The organism is Flavobacterium sp. CECT 9288, assembly GCF_918731615.1.
Classification (GTDB): Bacteria; Bacteroidota; Bacteroidia; order Flavobacteriales; family Flavobacteriaceae; genus Flavobacterium.
Map to the genome: position 1 here is coordinate 1759616 of NZ_OU957226.1, position 20202 is coordinate 1779817.

15 protein-coding genes are annotated in these 20202 nt (G+C 32.4%); 6 read left to right on the forward strand and 9 right to left on the reverse strand.

Going from position 1 to position 20202, the window contains the following annotated elements; translation table 11 throughout:
• Window positions 1–70: 70 nt before the first annotated feature.
• Window positions 71–2602, reverse strand: coding sequence for a T9SS type A sorting domain-containing protein (locus LQ189_RS07660; protein WP_230155521.1), 2532 nt, complete (start codon window positions 2600–2602; stop codon window positions 71–73).
• A gap of 130 nt (window positions 2603–2732) precedes the next feature.
• Window positions 2733–4511 (reverse strand): 30S ribosomal protein S1, encoded by a 1779-nt coding sequence (gene rpsA / locus LQ189_RS07665; RefSeq protein ID WP_221917090.1) that lies wholly within the window; start codon window positions 4509–4511, stop codon window positions 2733–2735.
• 303 nt (window positions 4512–4814) lie between these two features.
• On the opposite strand from rpsA, the gene LQ189_RS07670 reads away from it, so the two are divergent.
• Window positions 4815–5414, forward strand: a complete 600-nt coding sequence (locus tag LQ189_RS07670; RefSeq protein ID WP_230155522.1) for a hypothetical protein — start codon at window positions 4815–4817, stop codon at window positions 5412–5414.
• A 51-nt stretch (window positions 5415–5465) separates the two neighbouring features.
• Here LQ189_RS07670 and LQ189_RS07675 read toward each other — a convergent pair whose 3' ends face one another.
• From LQ189_RS07675 to porQ, 3 genes are all read right to left on the reverse strand, one after another.
• The gene (locus tag LQ189_RS07675; protein ID WP_230155523.1) at window positions 5466–6842 is read right to left on the reverse strand and encodes a nucleoside permease; all 1377 of its coding nucleotides are present in this window, start codon (window positions 6840–6842) and stop codon (window positions 5466–5468) included.
• A 74-nt stretch (window positions 6843–6916) separates the two neighbouring features.
• Window positions 6917–7612 (reverse strand): (d)CMP kinase, encoded by a 696-nt coding sequence (gene cmk, locus LQ189_RS07680; protein ID WP_230155524.1) that lies wholly within the window; start codon window positions 7610–7612, stop codon window positions 6917–6919.
• Between the two features lie 33 nt (window positions 7613–7645).
• The gene (gene porQ / locus LQ189_RS07685; RefSeq protein WP_230155525.1) at window positions 7646–8668 is read right to left on the reverse strand and encodes a type IX secretion system protein PorQ; all 1023 of its coding nucleotides are present in this window, start codon (window positions 8666–8668) and stop codon (window positions 7646–7648) included.
• 182 nt (window positions 8669–8850) lie between these two features.
• On the opposite strand from porQ, the gene LQ189_RS07690 reads away from it, so the two are divergent.
• On the forward strand, window positions 8851–9657 hold the full coding sequence (locus LQ189_RS07690; protein WP_230155526.1) for an alpha/beta hydrolase: 807 nt from the start codon (window positions 8851–8853) through the stop codon (window positions 9655–9657).
• Between the two features lie 92 nt (window positions 9658–9749).
• Here LQ189_RS07690 and lon read toward each other — a convergent pair whose 3' ends face one another.
• Window positions 9750–12200 (reverse strand): endopeptidase La, encoded by a 2451-nt coding sequence (lon, locus tag LQ189_RS07695; protein WP_230155528.1) that lies wholly within the window; start codon window positions 12198–12200, stop codon window positions 9750–9752.
• Between the two features lie 285 nt (window positions 12201–12485).
• Between lon and LQ189_RS07700 the strand changes: the two genes are divergently transcribed.
• Genes LQ189_RS07700 through LQ189_RS07715 form a run of 4 tightly spaced genes read left to right on the forward strand, consistent with a single transcriptional unit; the run spans window position 12486 to window position 15370 of the window.
• Complete coding sequence (locus LQ189_RS07700) at window positions 12486–13040, forward strand: RNA polymerase sigma factor (protein WP_086453544.1); 555 nt, start codon at window positions 12486–12488, stop codon at window positions 13038–13040.
• The gene (locus LQ189_RS07705) at window positions 13037–13573 is read left to right on the forward strand and encodes an anti-sigma factor (protein WP_230155530.1); all 537 of its coding nucleotides are present in this window, start codon (window positions 13037–13039) and stop codon (window positions 13571–13573) included. The genes LQ189_RS07700 and LQ189_RS07705 overlap by 4 nt, the downstream gene beginning before the upstream one ends.
• Window positions 13557–14618 (forward strand): hypothetical protein, encoded by a 1062-nt coding sequence (locus tag LQ189_RS07710; protein WP_230155532.1) that lies wholly within the window; start codon window positions 13557–13559, stop codon window positions 14616–14618. The genes LQ189_RS07705 and LQ189_RS07710 overlap by 17 nt, the downstream gene beginning before the upstream one ends.
• Window positions 14619–14635: 17 nt before the next feature.
• Entirely contained in the window at window positions 14636–15370 is a 735-nt protein-coding gene (locus LQ189_RS07715; RefSeq protein WP_230155533.1) for a head GIN domain-containing protein, read from the forward strand.
• A gap of 33 nt (window positions 15371–15403) precedes the next feature.
• Here LQ189_RS07715 and LQ189_RS07720 read toward each other — a convergent pair whose 3' ends face one another.
• The 3 genes from LQ189_RS07720 to LQ189_RS07730 all read right to left on the reverse strand — a co-directional run bounded on the left by LQ189_RS07720 (window position 15404) and on the right by LQ189_RS07730 (window position 20189).
• Complete coding sequence (locus tag LQ189_RS07720; RefSeq protein WP_230155534.1) at window positions 15404–16732, reverse strand: MFS transporter; 1329 nt, start codon at window positions 16730–16732, stop codon at window positions 15404–15406.
• A 160-nt stretch (window positions 16733–16892) separates the two neighbouring features.
• Window positions 16893–17705: a M48 family metallopeptidase gene (locus LQ189_RS07725; protein ID WP_230155535.1), complete on the reverse strand. Its 813-nt coding sequence runs from the start codon at window positions 17703–17705 to the stop codon at window positions 16893–16895.
• Window positions 17706–17783: 78 nt separating this feature from the next.
• The gene (locus LQ189_RS07730) at window positions 17784–20189 is read right to left on the reverse strand and encodes a glycoside hydrolase family 31 protein (protein WP_230155540.1); all 2406 of its coding nucleotides are present in this window, start codon (window positions 20187–20189) and stop codon (window positions 17784–17786) included.
• Window positions 20190–20202 lie beyond the last annotated feature (13 nt).

The following is a 20202-nucleotide window of genomic DNA, read 5'->3' on the forward strand; positions in this document are numbered from 1 at the left end:
AAGTCCAACATTGCTGTGGGACTTCTGTTTATAAAAACTGAAAATTATTTTTTTTACTAAAATTTTTAACTCAATTTTTAATGAACTTCATACTGGAAATTCCTTTATCTGATTTTACTTTTACAAAATAGTTACCTGATGAAAGTTTTGAAACATCAATTTTTGATTCTGATTTAGCATTCGGGACAGCAATAACTACTTGCCCTAATATATCATATATTGTTAAAGACTGTATTTCTATATTTTGTTTGGCGATAATATTTAATTCTTCATTTGCTGGATTTGGATACAAACTGAAATAATTAGAAAAATCAAAATCTTGAGTCTCTAAGGTAGTTTCAAATTTTGACGTCGCTTTATTGGTAAGTATCGGAAAATTATAATCAAAATAAATATTAGCCTCATTGGTAAATGAATCCCCAACTTTTAATGTTGGAAGCGTTTTAATTTTAAAAGCAATGTAACCATCATTATTTGCATCATCAAAAGGAAGATTGATATTTTCGAAAATAAATTCTACTCTATTTTTATCAGAAATTTTAGTAACAAAAGAATGACTTGAACTAGTTGGAATTAAACTTGAAATATCAAATTTTGACAAATCAATCATATCTTTTACTACAACGTTTTGTGCCTGATAAGTTCCTGTATTTTCAAAACGAATCATGTAATGTACATACTGCCCAATCAATTCTGGTTTAATTACATTGCCCTCCAAACAAGTTTTGTCATTTGGATCGTAAGAACCAACAACAATTTGATTTAAAGTAAATGTATTGTCAATTGGTATTTCATCTGTTACTTGAGATGTTATTGTGGCTACAAATTTTAATATATCTCCGTTATTTACTGCAGGAATTTCAGTTGGTTTATTTACTGTCAATGTAAAACTTATTTCTCTGCTTTCAAATGGTTTAAAATTTGTAAAATCCCATGATAAGCTATTTAATTTTTGAGTAGTTACAACTGGATTTGCTGAAATAAAATCCAAAGTAGCATCATCAAAAGTTAGATTTACGGAACCAGATTGTGTTTGATTTCCTTTGTTTTTATAAATTACTTTATATTTAGTTTCAAAACCAGGTCTGGCAACTTCAAGCGGAATTAGCGTTATTTCTAAATCAGGATGCTCACCGTTAGCAGTAATGCAAAAATTTTGACTAAATGGACTAGCTTGAGAAGGGAAGGATACAATAAATCTAGTAGGAGAAGCATTAAAATAAGTAGGATTTTCAAAAATAGGAGTAACTGTTTGAGAACCAGACTGAACAGGAATTGAATAATTACCAGATTTATCAGGACTTATCTCTCCAACTGTTAAACCATCTGATATATTGATTTTTAAATTTGGAAATGCAAAATCAGAAACATCACAACCATTATTATTGGGATCAAATTTAATATTACCTTTAATCGTATAAAATTTTCCACCTGGGGTAAAAGTACAATAAGAATTCACATTACATTTTGTATAATTATAAGAAAGATTTAAGTTATTTATTCTATCTAATTCATTTTCATCTATACAAATATATTCTAAGTTTGAATTACCAGAATAATTTATATTTTGCTCAAAAAAACCATTTTTTAAATATAATGATTTTAATAAATTATTAGAGCAATTTAAATCTTCAACTAATTTATAATTATTCAAATCTAAAGATGTTAATTTATTATTTGAACAATCGAACAATTTATTATAAGGTGAAGATCCAACTACAAGATTTGCTATTTGGTTATTAGCACAACTAAACCTTTCTAGGCCTTTAATAGCCGAAATATCGAGATTACTTATTAAATTATTATTACAAAAAAGAATATATAAATTTGGTAAATTACTAACATTTAAAGATTTTAAAGAATTATAATCACAATTTAATTGCCTAAGTTTTGTAAGATTACTAATGTCTAAAACAGCTAAATAATAATTACTACCACATAATAAAGTATCCAAATTGACCATATGATTAACATTTAGAGTTGATAAGTAATTATATTGACAAATTAAAATCCTCAAATTAGACATACTTGATAGATTTAAACTTGATAAATTATTTCTTGTACAATCAAAACTTGAAATTTTTGGGTGATTTCCTAAAATTATGGAAGTTAATTTATTATTATCACAAGTAAATATTCTTAGATTAGCCAAATTACTTACATCTAAATTCACAATTTGATTCCATCGACAATTTAATGTTTCAAGTTGTACCAAATGATTAACATTTAAATATGTTAAATTATTAAAAGAACATTCGATTGATTTCAAATTTACAAGTGTTGTAAGGTCTAAAGTTGCAAGTCTATTAGTACTACAATTTAATTGATTAATATTTATAAAATATTGTATACCTTCTAAAGATGTTATTGAAGAAGCCTGTAAATATAAAACTGAAACCTGTTTTGCTTCCGCGTCTTCGATATTACCATTATTATTTGAATCTATTTTAAAAAAATTCCCAGATAAATTTTTTGCAATAGTATTTGTCGTATTCGCTTGTAATAACTTCGTTTTAAAATTAGCATCTGGAATATTTATAATTTGAGCATGAACAGTAGTCAGAGAAACTAATGTTATCAATAAAAAGTAGATTTTTTTCATAAGTAAATATTAGAGAAACAAATATATACATTTGATTTAAACTAGCTCTTTTTCTGATTAAATAAATCCTATAGAGCAAAAAAAAGTCCCACATTGCTGTGGGACTTTCTATATTCAAAAAATCAAGAAATTATTTTTTCTCTGATTTTTCCATTTTAGCTTTCAATGCAGCTAACATATCATTGTTATCTCCTAAAGTTGCAGCTGGTGCATTTGTAGAAGAGTTAGATGATGTGTTCTCTGAAGCTGATTTCACATTTTTCTCTTCTTCTTCACGGAAGATAGCAGTGTGAGATGCAACTACTCTTTTGAATTCTTTGTTGAATTCGATTACTTTGAAATCAGCAGTATCGCCTTTTTTCAATTTCTTTCCGTCTTCTTTTTCAAGGTGACGAGTTGGAATGAAAGCAACGATATCATCTCCGAATTCTACAGTAGCTCCTTTGTCAACAATCTCAGAGATTTCACCATTGTGGATAGTTCCTACAGCGAAAGAATCTTCATACTGATCCCAAGGATTAGCAGTTGTTTGTTTGTGACCTAAAGATAATTTACGTCCGTCAACATCTAACTCTAATACTACTACTTCTAATTTCTCACCAACATTTACAAATTCAGATGGGTGTTTGATTTTCTTAGTCCAAGATAAGTCAGAGATGTAGATTAAACCATCAATTCCTTCTTCTAATTCTACGAAAATTCCAAAATTTGTAAAGTTTCTAACGATACCTGTATGCTTAGAACCTACTGGGTATTTAGCAGTGATATCAGTCCAAGGATCTTGAGACAATTGTTTGATACCTAATGACATTTTACGGTCATCTCTATCTAAAGTTAAGATAACAGCTTCAACAACATCACCAACTTTTACGAAATCTTGAGCAGAACGTAAGTGCGTAGACCAAGACATTTCAGAAACGTGGATCAAACCTTCAACACCTTCAGCAACTTCAATAAATGCACCGTAATCAGCGATTACAACTACTTTACCGTTAACTTTATCACCAATTTTTAAATCAGCATTTAAAGCATCCCACGGGTGAGCGTTTAATTGTTTCAATCCTAATTGAATTCTTGTTTTCTCATCATCGAAATCAAGGATTACAACGTTTAATTTTTGATCTAATTCAAGAACTTCAGATGGGTGGTTGATTCTAGACCAAGAAAGGTCAGTAATGTGAATCAATCCATCAACTCCACCTAAGTCAATAAACACACCATAAGAAGTAATGTTTTTAACAACACCTTCTAATACTTGTCCTTTTTGTAATTGACCAATGATTTCTTTTTTCTGGATTTCAATATCCGCTTCAATAAGCGCTTTGTGAGATACAACTACGTTTTTAAATTCGTGGTTAATTTTCACAACTTTGAACTCCATCATTTTGTTTACGTATACATCGTAATCCCTAATTGGCTTAACATCAATTTGAGATCCTGGTAAGAACGCTTCAATTCCGAAAACGTCAACGATCATACCACCTTTAGTTCTGCATTTAACAAAACCATTAACGATTTCACCTGTTTCGTTAGCCGAAATAACTCTATCCCAAGATTTGATAGTACGTGCTTTACGGTGAGATAATACTAATTGACCTGTTTTATCCTCACGGATGTCAATTAATACCTCAACAGTATCACCTACTTTTAATGCTGGGTTGTAACGGAATTCATTCAATGAAATTACACCTTCGGATTTAGCGTTGATATCAACGATAACGTCTCTATCTGTAATTCTTACAACTGTTCCTTCTACAACTTCCTCTTGATCAGTTGCAATAAAAGTTTTAGAAACTAATTCTTCAAACTCTAATAAGTTTTTTTCATCAACAGCATCAATACCTTCTTCGAAATTGTGCCAGTTAAAATTTGCTAAAAACTCTTCTTGTGATTTTACTTGTTCAGACATGCTGATTAAAAATTTGTATTCTGTATTTTCTTGAGTTTCATGATGTGATAGAAAACAGCAGAAGTTGTTGGTATAATTTACTGCAACCCAATGGAAACTCTTATTCACCAAAAGGTGTGCAAAAGTAACACATTAATCTTGAATACCAAAATTTTAAACCTTAGATAATTGTTTATCAATCAGGAGCGAAATTTAACATGATAATAGAATGCTATCATTCAAAATAGGAACATAATACAATGAAATCAACTTTATCAGTACATTTTCTTACTAATTACATATATTTGTAAGAAAAAAAGGTTTATGTACAATTCATTTCAAATTTTTATACCTAATAAAAACAAACATACACTTAATATTAATTTAATTTATTATATCCCTTTGGCAGTATTTGTAACCTTATTTTTTAATATGCACGTGCAACCTTACCACAATATTATCAACTTGATACTGATAGTATTTCTTATTGTTCACATATACTTACGTGTTACGAGAACAGATAGAATTAAGCCAATCAAAGGCAAATTAGAAGGATTCATTGTTTTTGAAAAAGAATACCTTATCGTTAACAATACTAAAATTGATTTGTCAGAAATTCAATCCATTCAATTATCTATAGGGGATTTTATCGGGGAACTCTATTCGAGAGTCAATCCTCACAGTCCTAATTTAATACCTTTAGCTTCAAACGGTACAAATAATTGGATTGAATATTGTTTACAAAATGGTGTCAAAAATAAAATCTTTTTCAGACAAGAATATGAGGCGCAACATGAATCAATATACCCTTTTTTACGAACGCTAATTCAAATAAAAACAATAACACTATCTGAAGTTTTGAAAATTCTGGATTTCGAAAGTGATTATAACATTCAATCTTTTAAAGAATCAGTAAACAATTAAGTGATTCATTAAAAAACCCGATACAAATTGGCATCGGGTTTTGAATTTATTTTAGTGACTAATTTGCTCTACATCTTCAGGATTATGCTTGTGCTTGAACAAAACTGCAAAAGCTATTGCAATTGCTAGCGCGTACAAAGCAAAAGATAGCCAAATTGTGTGCCAATCTTTCATAAGTATAACCGAATCAAAAAAGCCGTCTGCACCAATAGTTTTACCTTGACTTGTAACAAACTCAGCCATTTTTGCATTAGTAGGTTCCGTTTGCAAGAAAGCTGCTAAATCACCAGTTCCTGCAAATGATTTGGTGAAAAATTTATCAATTGCCCAACCAGAGGTAAAACTACCTAAAACTGCTCCAACTCCATTGGTCATCATCATAAACAATCCTTGCGCTGACGATCTGTTTTTAGCATCAGTATTAGTCTCTACAAATAATGAACCTGATATATTAAAGAAATCAAATGCCATTCCGTACACAATACAAGACATAATAATCATCCACAAACCGCTTGTTGGATCTCCGTAAGCAAACAACCCAAAACGCAATACCCAAGCCAACATACTAATAAGCATTACTTGTTTGATACCAAAACGCTTCAAGAAAAACGGAATTGCCAATATAAACAAGGTCTCAGAAATTTGAGAAATCGACATGATAATTGTAGAATATTCTACTACAAATGAATCGGCGTATTTAGGAAAATGCTTAAACTCATCTAAGAAAACATCACCGTAAGCATTTGTTAATTGCAAAGCGCCTCCTAAAAACATAGAGAAGATAAAAAACAAAGCCATTTTATAATTTGCAAATAATTTAAACGACTCTAAACCTAAGGTCTCCATTAAAGAAGCATTCTCTTTAGACAATCGTTGTGGTTTGCATGGCGGTAAAGTAAAGGCGTATAAACCTAGTACTACCGCTGCTAAACCTGCAATGTAAAATTGATAGGCAGTTGCTTTATTACCAGTTAAGTTGGTGATCCACATTGCTGCAATAAAACCAATAGTTCCAAAAACACGGATAGGTGGAAAACTCTTCACTACATCCAAACCATTTGTTTTTAAAGCATTGTATGAAATTGAATTACTCAGTGCAATTGTTGGCATATAACAACACATAGCCAATAACATAATGTAAATAAAATTTTCAGGTGTAGTAACTTGCGGAATATAAAACAAAACCGCAGCATACAATATATGTAGAGCTCCATATAACTTTTCAGCATTGATCCATCGGTCTGCTAAAATTCCCGTAAGCGTTGGCATAAACAAAGAAGCGATTCCCATGGTACTAAAAACCAATCCAAACTGCGTTCCCTCCCATCCTTTCGTACCAAACCAATAATTTGCAATTGTTATTAACCAAGCTCCCCAAACAAAAAACTGGAGAAAACTCATTATTACCAATCTATTTTTAATTCCCATGAGATGAATTGTTTTTTTACTTTAAAAAATTTACAAGGCGTAAATCTACCATTAAAAATGATATCTGCAAATAATTATATCGTTTTAGTGATTTCGTTTACCATTTCTAAAACTTGAGCAAATTGTTCCTCACGACTTAAATGTGAATTGTCAATTTCAATTGCATCTTCCGCCATCACTAAAGGTGAATCTTCTCGATGGGTATCTATGTAATCCCGTTCTTCTACATTTTTCAGGACTTCTTCATATGTTACTGTATCTCCTTTAGCTATTAACTCATCATATCGCCTTTGTGCTCTGGTGCTAGCACTTGCCGTCATGAATATTTTAAGCTCGGCATCAGGAAATACCACAGTACCAATGTCTCGTCCATCCATAACAATAGCCTTGTTCTTGCCCATTTCCTTTTGTTGTTCCACTAATTTAGCTCGAACTTGAGAAACCTCAGCAACTTTGCTCACAAAACGCGATACTTCAATGGTTCGAATTTCGGTTTCAACATTGACATCGTTCAAAAAAACCTCTGCAAATCCTAACTCCTTATTAAATTCAAAATGCAGTTTAATAGCAGGCAAACTCGCAATTAAAGTGGTACTATCAAAAGCATCTGCATTAATGTATCCTTGTTTCATTGCAAAAAAAGTTACGGCACGATACATTGCTCCTGTGTCTACATAAATATATCCTAAATGTTTTGCTAATTGTTTTGCTAGCGTACTTTTTCCCGTTGATGAAAATCCATCTATTGCAATGGTAATTTTTTTTGTCAAAATATAAAATTTAAGGTAATTGAAATGAATAAACTATTCTTGAAAATTTATGGTGAGCCCAAAGAGACTCGTGTTTCCTGCAAGCGTATATCTGGAATAGGAATAATTAAACTTGAGTTTGTTTAATTTGAGTCCAAAACCGAATGAAAGTCCAGAAAAATTACGTTGTTCTTGAATACGTAATTCCTCGGCTCGCCTAAAATTGTATCCCAAACGCAAGTTGAATCCTCTTTTTGGGAACAACTCTACTCCAGCAATTACATGCCTCAAAGCATTATTTACAAAAGATACTTTTTCAGGAGTTGCTGTTCCATTAAAAGATTGTTCTGATCGTGCTGGATTAGCAAAAGCAATATTCCATTGTTGTAAATTCTCTAATGTTAAATGCCATCGAATAGGTACATTTTCTAACTCTTGCGAAACTCCTACTAAAACCTCCAAGGGTAACTTTTCTCGAACACCATTGTAAGTTGAAAATTGAGTCCCTAGATTTCGTATGGCCAACGCCCAATTGACATCGTTCCGTTCATCAATATATAAAGCACCAATGTCTAATGCTCCTCCAAAAGAATGATAGGTTTCTAGACTAGACGAAATCAACTTGGCACTAGCACCAATATGCAAATCTGTATAAGGAATATTGTACGCATACCCCATAGACAAGGCTACTTCGCTTCCTGAAAAGGCAGCTGTGGCTTGACCATTTTCGTCATAGCCCTCAAAACTACCATAATTGATATAATTTACACCCGCTTGAAACGTTTGCAGGTGTCTGTCATAGGTGTAGGCATAAGAAGCGGTCCCGTACGTAAGCGCTCCATAGTAATTTCCGTAATTAAGTGCTAAATGATTATCCATCTCAGCATTGATTGTGGCTGGATTAAAATGAGCTTGATTCACATCATTATCATATATAGTCAACACTTTTCCTCCTAATGCCGCTTGCCTTGGAGAGGCAACGAGATTTAAAAACTGATATATTGTTTTACCGCCTATCTGACCGATTGATGCGGTACCGTAGAGTAACAAACTGAATATCAATATTTTTTTAAACATGTTGCAAAAGCGCCAAAAGTACAAAATAATAACGCCAGTGCGAAGATATTATTTTTTAGAAAAAGAAAAGTTTAAAAAGGGACAATTCAGTCCTTAAAATCAACAGTTCAGTATAAAACCTTTTTGAAACGTTTGGTTTACTACTAGTTTTGACAAAGAATTAAAACCTAAAACTAAAAACCATGAAAAATTTACTTTTTACAACGCTACTATTTTTATGTATGTATAATGTTCAAGCTCAAATGGACGATAAATTTTACTATCCTAAAAAAGCCAAAACAATTACAATAGATTCTTTACAATTCAAGGAGCAAAATTATTTTATAGAAAAAGACACTATTAACACCATTGTTTTATCGCCAAAACAAAAAGCAAAACAAGCAGTAATACTTTATTTTCAAGGTGCAGGAGGCAATTGTATGAATTATGCAGGCTATGTAAAACCATTAGTAAATGACGGATATACCGTGATCATGATCAGCATGAGAGGCTACGGAAAATCAAGCGGCAAACCCACTCACCTCAACATTGCAGCAGATGCTCAAATTATTTTTAATGAAATTCTTAAAAATCCCGACTTTAAAAACAAAAAAATTATCATTTACGGCGCATCAATGGGAACACAAGTTGCGGTTAATTTAACCAAAAACAATCAAGATAAAATAAGCGGATTAATTGTTGATGGCGTTATTAGTTCCTTTACAGAAATAGCAGTTAGTAAAACTCCCGAAGCACAGCATCAAATGATTCGTATGTATGTTACTTCACCTTATTCCGCAGCAGAAGATATCAAAAGCATACAATCAGTACCTGTTTTGTTTATTCATTCTAAAACCGACAAAGACGTACCGTTTAGCCAATGCGAAACAGTGTACAACAACACCAAATCAAAAAAAGAACTTTGGATTTACGAAGGCGATCACCTACAAGCGCCAAAACTTTATCCTTCTCTTTTGGTACAAAAAACAAATGCGCTCTTGCAGTTGTAGAATGAAGTGTCCACTAATAAAAAAATCCAAATTCTTGAACTGAAAAAACAGTTTAGGAATTTGGATTTTTATTGATTTCGAAAACGACTTACTTACAAAGTTTTTGCGTTTTTAACTTTCTGATCTGTTAAAGCAAATTGCAATACTTCGCTCATTTCCTTTACATAATGAAAAGTTAGTCCTTCCAAATATTCTGGTTTGATCTCTTCAATATCATTTTTGTTTTCGTGACACAAGATGATTTCTTTAATATTTGCTCTTTTAGCAGCAAGAATTTTTTCTTTGATTCCGCCTACAGGCAATACTTTACCACGCAAAGTAATTTCGCCAGTCATGGCAAGGTTTTTCTTAACACGTTTTTGAGTAAACAAAGAAACTAATGACGTCAACATAGCAATACCTGCACTTGGTCCATCCTTTGGCGTAGCTCCTTCAGGAACGTGCAAATGAATATTGTATTTAGATAGCATATCTGATTCTAATCCTAAAAGTTTAGTATTGGCCTTGATGTATTCCAAAGCAATTGTAGCCGATTCTTTCATTACAGTACCTAAATTACCCGTAATACTCATGGTGCCTTTCCCTGGAGAAAGCAACGATTCGATAAACAAAATATCACCACCAACTGAAGTCCACGCTAATCCAGTAACTACTCCCGCTACATCATTATTTTCGTATTTATCACGCTCTAAACGCGCAACACCAAGTGTTTTTACAAGATCTTCATCGGTAACTTTTTTATTGTACTCCTCTTCCATTGCCACTGATTTCGCAGCATTACGAATCACTTGCGCAATTTTACCTTCAAGACCACGAACACCTGATTCTCTGGTATAGCCTTCCACAATTTTTTCCAATTGTTTTTTACCAATAGTCAAATCCTTAGGAGTTAAACCATGTTCTTTTAATTGTCTAGGAAACAAATGCTGACGTGCTATTTCTACTTTTTCTTCAATGGTATAGCCTGACATTTTGATGATTTCCATTCTGTCTCGCAAAGCGGGCTGAATGGCTGCCATATTATTTGAAGTAGCAATAAACATTACTTTTGAAAGATCATATCCCATTTCCAGGAAATTATCATAAAAAGAATTGTTTTGCTCCGGATCTAAAACTTCAAGCAATGCTGATGATGGATCACCTTGATGACTGTTTGACAATTTATCAATTTCATCCAAAACAAAAACCGGATTTGATGTACCTGCTTTTTTCAAACTTTGAATGATTCGGCCTGGCATAGCGCCTATATACGTTTTTCTGTGACCACGAATTTCAGATTCATCACGCAAACCACCCAATGAAATTCGCACATACTCTCTACCCAACGCTTCAGCTATAGAACGCCCAATTGAGGTTTTACCAACACCTGGAGGTCCTGTCAAGCAAATGATTGGCGATTTCATATCGTTACGCAATTTCAAAACAGCTAAATGCTCAATCATTCGTTTTTTAACTTCTTCTAAACCAAAATGGTCTCTATCTAAGATTTTTTGAGCGCGTTTTAAATCAAAAATATCTTTAGAATATTCGTTCCAAGGCAAATCAAGAAACAACTCTAAGTAATTTCTTTGAATACCAAAATCTGGTGCCTGAGGGTTCATCCTCCGCATTTTAGAAAGTTCTTTTTCAAAATGCTTTTTAGTCTTCTCATCCCACTTTTTAGTTAAGGATTTTTGAAGCATCTCGTCCATTTCTTCCTCTTGAGAAACGCCTCCCAATTCTTCTTGAATGGTTTTCATTTGCTGGTGCAAGAAATATTCTCGTTGTTGCTGATCTAAATCAAAACGAACTTTTGACTGAATATCATTTTTTAATTCGAGTTTTTGCAACTCGATATTCATGTAACGCAAAGTCTCTAGTGCTCTTCCTTTCAACTCATTGATAGCCAATAAATCTTGCTTTTCTTTAACCAATAAATTCATGTTTGAAGTCACGAAATTGATTAAAAAAGATTGACTCTCAATGTTTTTTATTGCAAAAGTTGCTTCGCTAGGAATGTTAGGACTTTCTTTGATAATTTGAATAGCAAGTTCTTTTATGGAATCAAGAATGGCTAAGAATTCTGAATCATTTTTCTTAGGTCGTTTCTCTGGTACTTCTTTTATTTTTGCAGTTAAATACGGTTCCTCTGAAACTACAGAATCAATTTCGAAACGTTTTTTACCTTGTAAAATAACAGTCACATTGCCATCCGGCATTTTTAAAACGCGTAAAATCCGAGCAACAGTACCTATTTTATGAATATCATCCTTGGTTGGATCTTCATCTTCCTCGTTAATTTGAGCCACTACACCTATGGTTTTACCCGCAGCATTAGCATCATTTATCAATTTTATAGATTTATCTCTACCGGCTGTAATAGGAATTACAACTCCTGGAAATAAAACCATGTTTCGCAAAGGTAAAATGGCAAGCAATTCAGGTAAAGCTTCATTATTCATTTCTTCTTCGTCCTCTGGAGTCAATAATGGAATTAAATCTGCTTCTGAATCAAATTCTTGAAGTGACAAATTGTCAATAGTAAGTATTTTATGATTTGACATATATTTAATTAAGTCTTTTTGTCATTAAAAAAAGTTTTTGGATCACAAATATAGGATTTCAGAATCGTCTTTATTGAAAAAAACAAGGATTAATCTTTATTAAATGACCATCAAGTAAAAGTCTCAATCTTTATGCCAAAAGAAATGAATCAAATGCTAATTATCTTATAAATAAGATTCATTAAAACAAATGGTTTGCAGTAAATCAATATCTTTAAAACTTATTTTTATACAAAGTGTAACATTTATACCATTCCCAAGTCTTTATTAAAACAAAACCACTATTTGAACATTAACCAATGTAATATCGAAGAGCTGATTGTATTGTGTAAGCAAAACAATCAAAAAGCACAATACGAAGTATACAATCGTTATGCTTCTGCTATGTATAATGTAGCTATAAGAATCGTAAAAGACAGCCATTATGCTGAGGATGTAATGCAAGAAAGTTTTTTAAAGGCATTTGCAAAACTTGAACATTACAAGCAAGAAGTTTCATTTGGCGCTTGGTTAAAAAGAATTGTGGTTAACCAAAGCATTGATTTTTATAAAAAAAATAATCAGTTTAAGCCGGAAGATTTTGAGGTGACTTTACATAAAATTGAAGATATAGATTCGGATTTCTCTATTAATAGTGACTTTACTAATTTGAAAGTCAAACAAATTTTAGAAACCATAGCAACTTTAAAATACAACTATCAGATGGTTTTGACATTATTTTACATTGAAGGATATGACCAAGAAGAGATTAGTGAAATACTTAATATTAGCTACGCAAATTGCAGAACAACCTTGAGCCGAGCCAAAGACAGTTTGAGAAAAAAATTAGAAGAAATATGAAAAGGAACGCAGACCCAATAGACGAACTCTTTATTAAAAACCAATTTCAATGGGATATTGAGAATTTAGAAGCAAATCATGAATTGCGTTTTAAAGAAAAATTAAATCAAAAGAAATTTAATTGGAGATTCATAGTAAGTATTGGCATTGCGGCGTCAATAGCAATATTCTTATTTACAACTATGGGTGATCCAACCTATAAAAAACCTTCGGAATTGCAATACGCATCAAAAGAAACCATTCAAACCGATTCTATTTTTACAGTTTTAATTGAAAGAGAATTAGAAAAAATTGAAGAAAAGAAGTCACCCGAAAACAAGAAAATTATAGCCGATGCACTAAAACAAATGAAACAACTAGATGCTGACTATGAAAAAATAATTCAGGAATTAGAAGTCAATGGCGAAAGTAAACAGATTATTTATGCTATGATTAGTAACTTACAAACACGCATTTCTTTTTTGCAAAAGGTACTCGAACACCTTGAAAACAACGAAAACAAAAACGTATTTCCAGATGAAAAAACAATATAACTATATACTATTCTTGCTATTAGTACCATTTTTAGGGCAGGCAGTTACAAATGATTTTATTCATTCTAAACAAAAAAACATCAAAAAAGCATACTATGTTAATTCTAATGCTATTCTAGCGGTAGATAATTCATACGGATCTCTTATGGTAACTACATGGGATGAAGATAAAATAGAACTAGATGTTCAAATAAGAGTTAGCGGTGATAACGAAAATTGGGTCAATCAAAAAATAGACGCTATAACAATTGATATACAAGCTCTAAAAGGATTAGTAACCGCAAAAACAATATTTGAAAATTCGAATATTAAAAGTTCTGGAAAAAAAAATAGTTTTGAAATAAATTACATTCTCAAAATACCTAGAAATGGAAGTATTAAATTGAATAACAAATATGGTAACATTACCACTACTGATATTGTATCAAATGCTGAAATAAAATGCAAATACGGTAAGATTACCACTGGAAAATTACAAGGAATTAGCGTCATCAATATAGAATATTGCAACAATTCCAGCATTGAGCTTATTAAAAACGGACAAATAAACGCCCGATATTCAAGTATTAAGATTGATGAGACCTCCAAACTTCAATTAACATCTGATTATACAGATATAGAAATCTTAAATGGTGATTCTGTTGCTTACAGTAGTGATTATGGTAAAATTAAAATTTCAAAAATAAGAAACTTAGAAGCTAGTGGAGACTATCTTACTATTCAAATAGGAGAAATTACAGGAAGTTTATCACTCCAAACAAAATACAGTTCGCTTGCTATTCAATCTGTTCATGCAAAAGCTAAGTCTCAAATGATATCAACAGCTTATACAGGAATAACTATTGGTTTTCAACCCAATTATTATTTTGACTTGAATGCCATCTTAAAATATGCTAATCTAAAATACGATAGCGCTCTTGAAATGGACAGTAAAGAAGAAACCTCACAAACAAAAAAATACACTGGCTTTCATAAAAGAAAAGGAGTAAATAGCATGACTATAACATCTAATTATGGGAACGTAGTGCTCACACAAAACCAATAAACTAAACTAAATTAATTATGAAAAAATCACTTTTATTACTTGCAGGTTGCGCTTTATTATCTACTAATTTAACCTTTGCTCAGTGGTCTAGCAAAAATAAAATTCAAGGAAATGGAAACATAGTTTCTGAAAAAAGAACCACAACAGATTATGATGCTATTGCTGTATCTGGTTTCTTTGATGTAGAACTGGTTTCAGGAAAAGAAGGAGACATTACTGTTAAAGGAGAGGAAAATTTAATACCTTTCTTAAAAATTGAAGTTGTAAACAATATACTTAAAATTAGTTCCGAAAAAAATAAGTACTTGAGTACGAGTAAAGGCAAGCAAATTTTAATTTCGGTTCCCTTTGAGGAAATCAACAAAATAAGTTTGACTGGATCAGGTGATGTTAATACAAAAAAAACAATCAACAGTAATTCGTTATCAGTACAGCTAACTGGTTCTGGGGATATTAATTTAGAAGTAGCTTCAAATTCAGTTGCAATAGATGTAACAGGATCCGGAGATGTCACTATTTCAGGAACTACAGAGGAGCTAAATACAGCCCTAAACGGTTCTGGAGATATCGATACTTCAAAACTAAAGGCTAAAAACGTTCATGCTGCCGTATCAGGTTCAGGAGACACTACTGTTTATTGTTCTGATAACTTACACGCTAGAGTTTCTGGTTCAGGTGATATCGAATACAAAGGCGATCCAAAGAAAAAAGACACCAAAGTAAGTGGATCAGGGAGTATATCGAAATCCTAAAAAACCTATTTTAAAAGATATTGAAAAGGTGTTTTACGATTGTAAAACACCTTTTTTTGGCACTTTATTCAACAGAATAACAGCAGTTATGAAGAAAAATGCCAGAATAACAATAGCTAATCTAGGACTTCCAGTAATTTGATCTACAATTCCATAAACCACCATTCCTATAACAATACCTATTTTTTCGGCTACGTCATAAAAACTAAAAAACGATGCCGTATCCGTAGTTTGAGGCAACAACTTTGAATAAGTAGACCTTGATAACGACTGAATGCCCCCCATAACAAGTCCTACACAACTAGCCATAATATAAAACTCTAAAGGTTGAGTAATGAAGTATGCCGCAACGCAAAGTAAAACCCAAAAGCAATTGATAAAAATTAATGTTGGGATATTACCAAATTTACTGGAAGCTCTTGACGTTAAGAAAGCTCCTAAAACTGCGACTAATTGAATGAGCAAAATACAAATTATCAAACCTACTGTTCCTTCTTCTTTAGTAGGCCATTGAATTTCTTGTGCACCAAAATAAGTAGCTACCAGCATCACGGTTTGTACAGCCATACTCGACACAAAAAAACTTCTTAAATATGCTTTTAAAGCTTTATTTTCTTGCAATAAAAGCCATACTTTTTTGAGTTCATTAAAACCATTAAACACTACTTGACGGGTAACTTTGTGACCATTATTTTTGTTTCCATTTGGTAGATAATAATATGAATATTGACTAAAAAGAATCCACCAAACACCTACCATAACAAAAGAATAGCGCATTGCCTTCATTGCAGCTTCACCATCTGTTCCAGAAATTCCAAAAAGCTTAGGTTTCATAATCATTAATAAATTAATAACTAATAAAATAACACTCCCGCAATATCCCATGGAATAGCCTTTGGCACTTATTTGATCTTGCTGCTCTTCATGAGCAATATCTGGTAAATAAGAGTTATAAAAAACCAAACTCCCCCAATATCCTATTAAACCTAATAAATAAAATAATAAACCAACATATATATTATCAAGGTCAAACCAATACAAACCCATACAAGATAAGGCCCCTAAATAACAAAAGAATTTCATAAACGCCTTTTTATTTCCAACATAATCAGCAATTCCAGATAATAATGGAGATAAGATTGAAACTAGCAAAAAAGCAAAAGCAGTAATAAAACTTATTAACGCTGAATTTTTAAGGTGCATCCCAAAAACATCAATATAATGACTACGGTCGGCAAACAAAGCATCATAAAAGATAGGAAAAACAGCTGATGCAATTGTTAAGGTGTATACCGAATTTGCCCAATCATAAAAAGCCCACGCATTTAATAATTTTTTACTTCCTTTTTCTAATTCAGCCATTTGTTTTATTTTTTTGAATACGAATGTATTTATTTTTTTTTAAGAACAATGCAAATCCTATTTTTTTTACACATTAAGAAATCATTATTCATACAATCATCATATGTAAACAAAAAAAGCTACCCAAAATGGATAGCTTAGATTGTGAATAAGTTTAGCTCTATTTAATCACTCCTACTTTAGCTGCAATAGCTTTTGCTTCGGGAATGTACGCTTGCAGATTAGCAATTCGGGTAGCATCTGACGGGTGTGTACTCATAAACTCTGGTGGTGCTTGACCATTAGATTGAGCCGACATGCGCTGCCAAAAAGCAATAGAAGTTTCAGGATTATATCCTGCAATTGCCATTAAAACCAATCCTATTTTATCAGCTTCAGTTTCGTGGCTGCGGCTAAAAGGCAACATAACACCAAATTGAGAGCTTAAACCATAGGCCTGACCAATAATTTGCTGTGTTCTTTCACTTTTACCTGATGTTCCCACAGCTATAACTTGCCCAAGTACCTCTTGAGCTTGTCCTGCACTCATACGTTGTGCACCATGATCTGCAAGAGCGTGCGAAACCTCATGTCCCATAACAGTAGCTAGACCTGCGTCATCTTTAGTAATTGGTAAAATTCCAGAATATACTACAATTTTTCCACCTGGCAAACACCATGCATTTACCTCTTTATTATCAACTAATTTATATTCCCAACGATAATCTACTAAATACTGTCCTTGTCCTAAATAATTTAAATATTTTTCAGCTGCTGCTTTAATTCGGAAACCAATAGCTTCCACTTTCTTAGCGTCAGCAGTTCCTGAAATTACTTTATTCTCTTTCAAAAAAGTATCGTATTGTTGAAAGGCTGTTGGAAACAACTGATTATTTGGTACAAAATTGAGTGTTTTTTTTCCGGTAATGGGATTGGTAGCACAAGAATAAACAATTCCTAATGTGATCATACCAACTAATACATATTTTTTCATAACTGTAATTTTATAAGAATCAAAAATACAATAAATGCACCTTCTGTACTTACATAATTATTAAAAATAGTTTCAATATTAATCCAAGTTACCCATAATATGAAAAGATATAAATCCTTTTTCAACAAGAATAAATCCTTCTCTTTCTAAGGTATCACTATCAAATGCGACTGCTACATTATCAATTTCTAAAGTTTCAACCTTAAAAGGCAACCCTATTAAATTCATTTTATATTTTGAATAATTAGTAACGTACTTACCTTCTTGATGAGCTTGAATAATCATTTCGTTTTCTTTTCCAGTTGCCTGAAAAGACATAAAACTATAGCGTCCTTTTTTGTAATCATAGCCGTCTTGAGCATCCTCATAGACTACAGATAATTCTTTACCGTCTTTGTAATAAACATCTAGTATCAATTCATCAAACTCGAGTTCACCTACATATTGTTGAACCGGATATTTTGGAATAATGGCTCCTGCTTTTATAAAAATTGGAATTTGATCAAATTTAGTATCCACCCAAAGTTCTTTTCCACCTTTGCATAGCTCGTTTGTCCAGTAATTATACCATTCACCACGAGGTAAATACATTCTTCTACCTAAAGCATTAGGTTCTAAAATAGGACAAACTAATATTTGATTTCCAAAAACAAACTCATCATTACGATAATGCGTTTGTATGTCTTCTTGATCAAAATATACTAATGGTTTCAACATTGGCACACCTTCTTCGATGTACTGCCAAAACATGGTATACAAGTAAGGTAACAATTGGTATCTTAAATTTACAAACTTTCTTGTGATATCTATGACTTCCTCATCAAAAGCCCATGGTTCTTGATCGCCATGATCTCCGGATGAATGCGTTCTACAAAAGGGGTGAAACACTCCTAATTGTATCCATCTTGCATACAATTCCCCCGAGGGCTGCTCTGCAAAACCTCCAATATCTGAACCCGTAAAACCCATTCCTGAAATGGACATGCGCTGTACTTGAATATTTGCAATCCATAAATGCTCCCATGTAGCTACATTGTCACCTGTCCATGAAGAAGTGTAACGTTGCGCACCAGCATAAGCTGATCGTGTAATGACAAAAGGTCTCTTAGGGTAAGCAAAACGTTTTACACCATGATAGGTAGCTCTAGCCATTTGAGTACCATAAATATTGTGTGCTTTCCTGTGGCTACATGGATTTCCATCGTAATGATGACGCACGTCCATAGGAAATGTTTTATTAGGAACCTCCATAACGGCGGGCTCGTTCATATCATTCCAAACTCCTTTTACACCAATATCCGATATTAATTCTTTAAATAGACCAGCCCACCATTCTCTTACTGTGGGATTTGTGAAATCAGGAAAATTACATTCTCCTGGCCAGACTTTCCCTTTCATGTAAGGACCATCTGCACGTTTACAAAAATAATCATTTGCCAATGCTTCTTTGTAAACCGAATATTCCTTGTCTATTTTTATCCCGGGATCAATAATTACTACTGTTTTAAAACCATCTTCGGCAAGTTCAGCTACCATTCTTTTAGGATCCGGGAAATAGTTTTTGTTCCATGTAAAACATCTAAAACCATCCATGTAATCAATATCAAGATACAAAGCATCACAAGGGATTTTTAGCTCTCTAAACTTAGCAGCAACATCTTTTAAATTACTCTCTGGATAGTAACTCCACTTACACTGGTGGTATCCCAGCGCCCATAAAGGCGGTAATTCTGGCTTACCTGTTAAATCTGTGTAAGTTGTTACCACATCTTGCATTTGTGGACCGTAAATAAAATAATAATTCATTTCGCCACCTTCGGCCCAATAACTTGTTACGTTGCGGCGTTCATGGCAAAAATCAAAAAATGTTCTAAAAGTATTATCAAAGAAAATTCCGTATGATTTTTTGTTGTGTAAACCGATGTAAAATGGAACTACTTTATAAAGTGGTTCTTGATCTTTTTGAAATGCATATTGATCTGTTGCAAAATTTTCAATACGTTTTCCTTTTAGATTCATTTGAGTGGCTTTATCACCTAAACCGTAAAAACATTCCCCGTCTTTTGATGACTTACTCATTTTTACAATGTTCCCACCATATTCATAACTTTCTTCCCAGTGAAATCCTAGTTCATCCTCTAATATAATGGTATCTTCTAAGTCATAAATAGAAAGTCTCATGTCTGATTTTTGAATCCTGCACTTAACTTTGCTTGTTTTTATTTGGTAAAACATTTCGTGCTCACTTACCTCAAGAAAATTATACCCATGCGAATGGCTTTTATCTACCGCGTACGAAAAATCATTGCTAAAATAGCCTTTAGTAGTAAATCTAAAACGTATTAAACTATCTCTTAATACCGTTACTTTTAAAATAACACTGTTATCTGTGTGAAAATAAACAGAATCAACATCATGTTCGAACGATACTATTTTTGTAGGATACAAATCTCCTTTATATTCTAGTTCTGTATTTGTAATCATGTGGTATGGTATT

Excerpts from the sequence above, each read along its gene's own strand:
- lon (WP_230155528.1), bottom strand. The coding sequence starts at position 12,200 with ATGTCAAATCATAAAATACTTACTATTGACAATTTGTCACTTCAAGAA.
- porQ (WP_230155525.1), bottom strand. The coding sequence starts at position 8,668 with ATGTTTAAAAAAATATTGATATTCAGTTTGTTACTCTACGGTACCGCA.
- LQ189_RS07710 (WP_230155532.1), top strand. The coding sequence starts at position 13,557 with ATGAAAAAACAATATAACTATATACTATTCTTGCTATTAGTACCATTT.
- LQ189_RS07720 (WP_230155534.1), bottom strand. The coding sequence starts at position 16,732 with ATGGCTGAATTAGAAAAAGGAAGTAAAAAATTATTAAATGCGTGGGCT.
- LQ189_RS07670 (WP_230155522.1), top strand. The coding sequence starts at position 4,815 with ATGTACAATTCATTTCAAATTTTTATACCTAATAAAAACAAACATACA.
- LQ189_RS07725 (WP_230155535.1), bottom strand. The coding sequence starts at position 17,705 with ATGAAAAAATATGTATTAGTTGGTATGATCACATTAGGAATTGTTTAT.
- LQ189_RS07675 (WP_230155523.1), bottom strand. The coding sequence starts at position 6,842 with ATGGGAATTAAAAATAGATTGGTAATAATGAGTTTTCTCCAGTTTTTT.
- LQ189_RS07705 (WP_230155530.1), top strand. The coding sequence starts at position 13,037 with ATGAAAAGGAACGCAGACCCAATAGACGAACTCTTTATTAAAAACCAA.
- rpsA (WP_221917090.1), bottom strand. The coding sequence starts at position 4,511 with ATGTCTGAACAAGTAAAATCACAAGAAGAGTTTTTAGCAAATTTTAAC.
- LQ189_RS07690 (WP_230155526.1), top strand. The coding sequence starts at position 8,851 with ATGAAAAATTTACTTTTTACAACGCTACTATTTTTATGTATGTATAAT.
- LQ189_RS07730 (WP_230155540.1), bottom strand. The coding sequence starts at position 20,189 with ATGATTACAAATACAGAACTAGAATATAAAGGAGATTTGTATCCTACA.
- LQ189_RS07715 (WP_230155533.1), top strand. The coding sequence starts at position 14,636 with ATGAAAAAATCACTTTTATTACTTGCAGGTTGCGCTTTATTATCTACT.
- LQ189_RS07660 (WP_230155521.1), bottom strand. The coding sequence starts at position 2,602 with ATGAAAAAAATCTACTTTTTATTGATAACATTAGTTTCTCTGACTACT.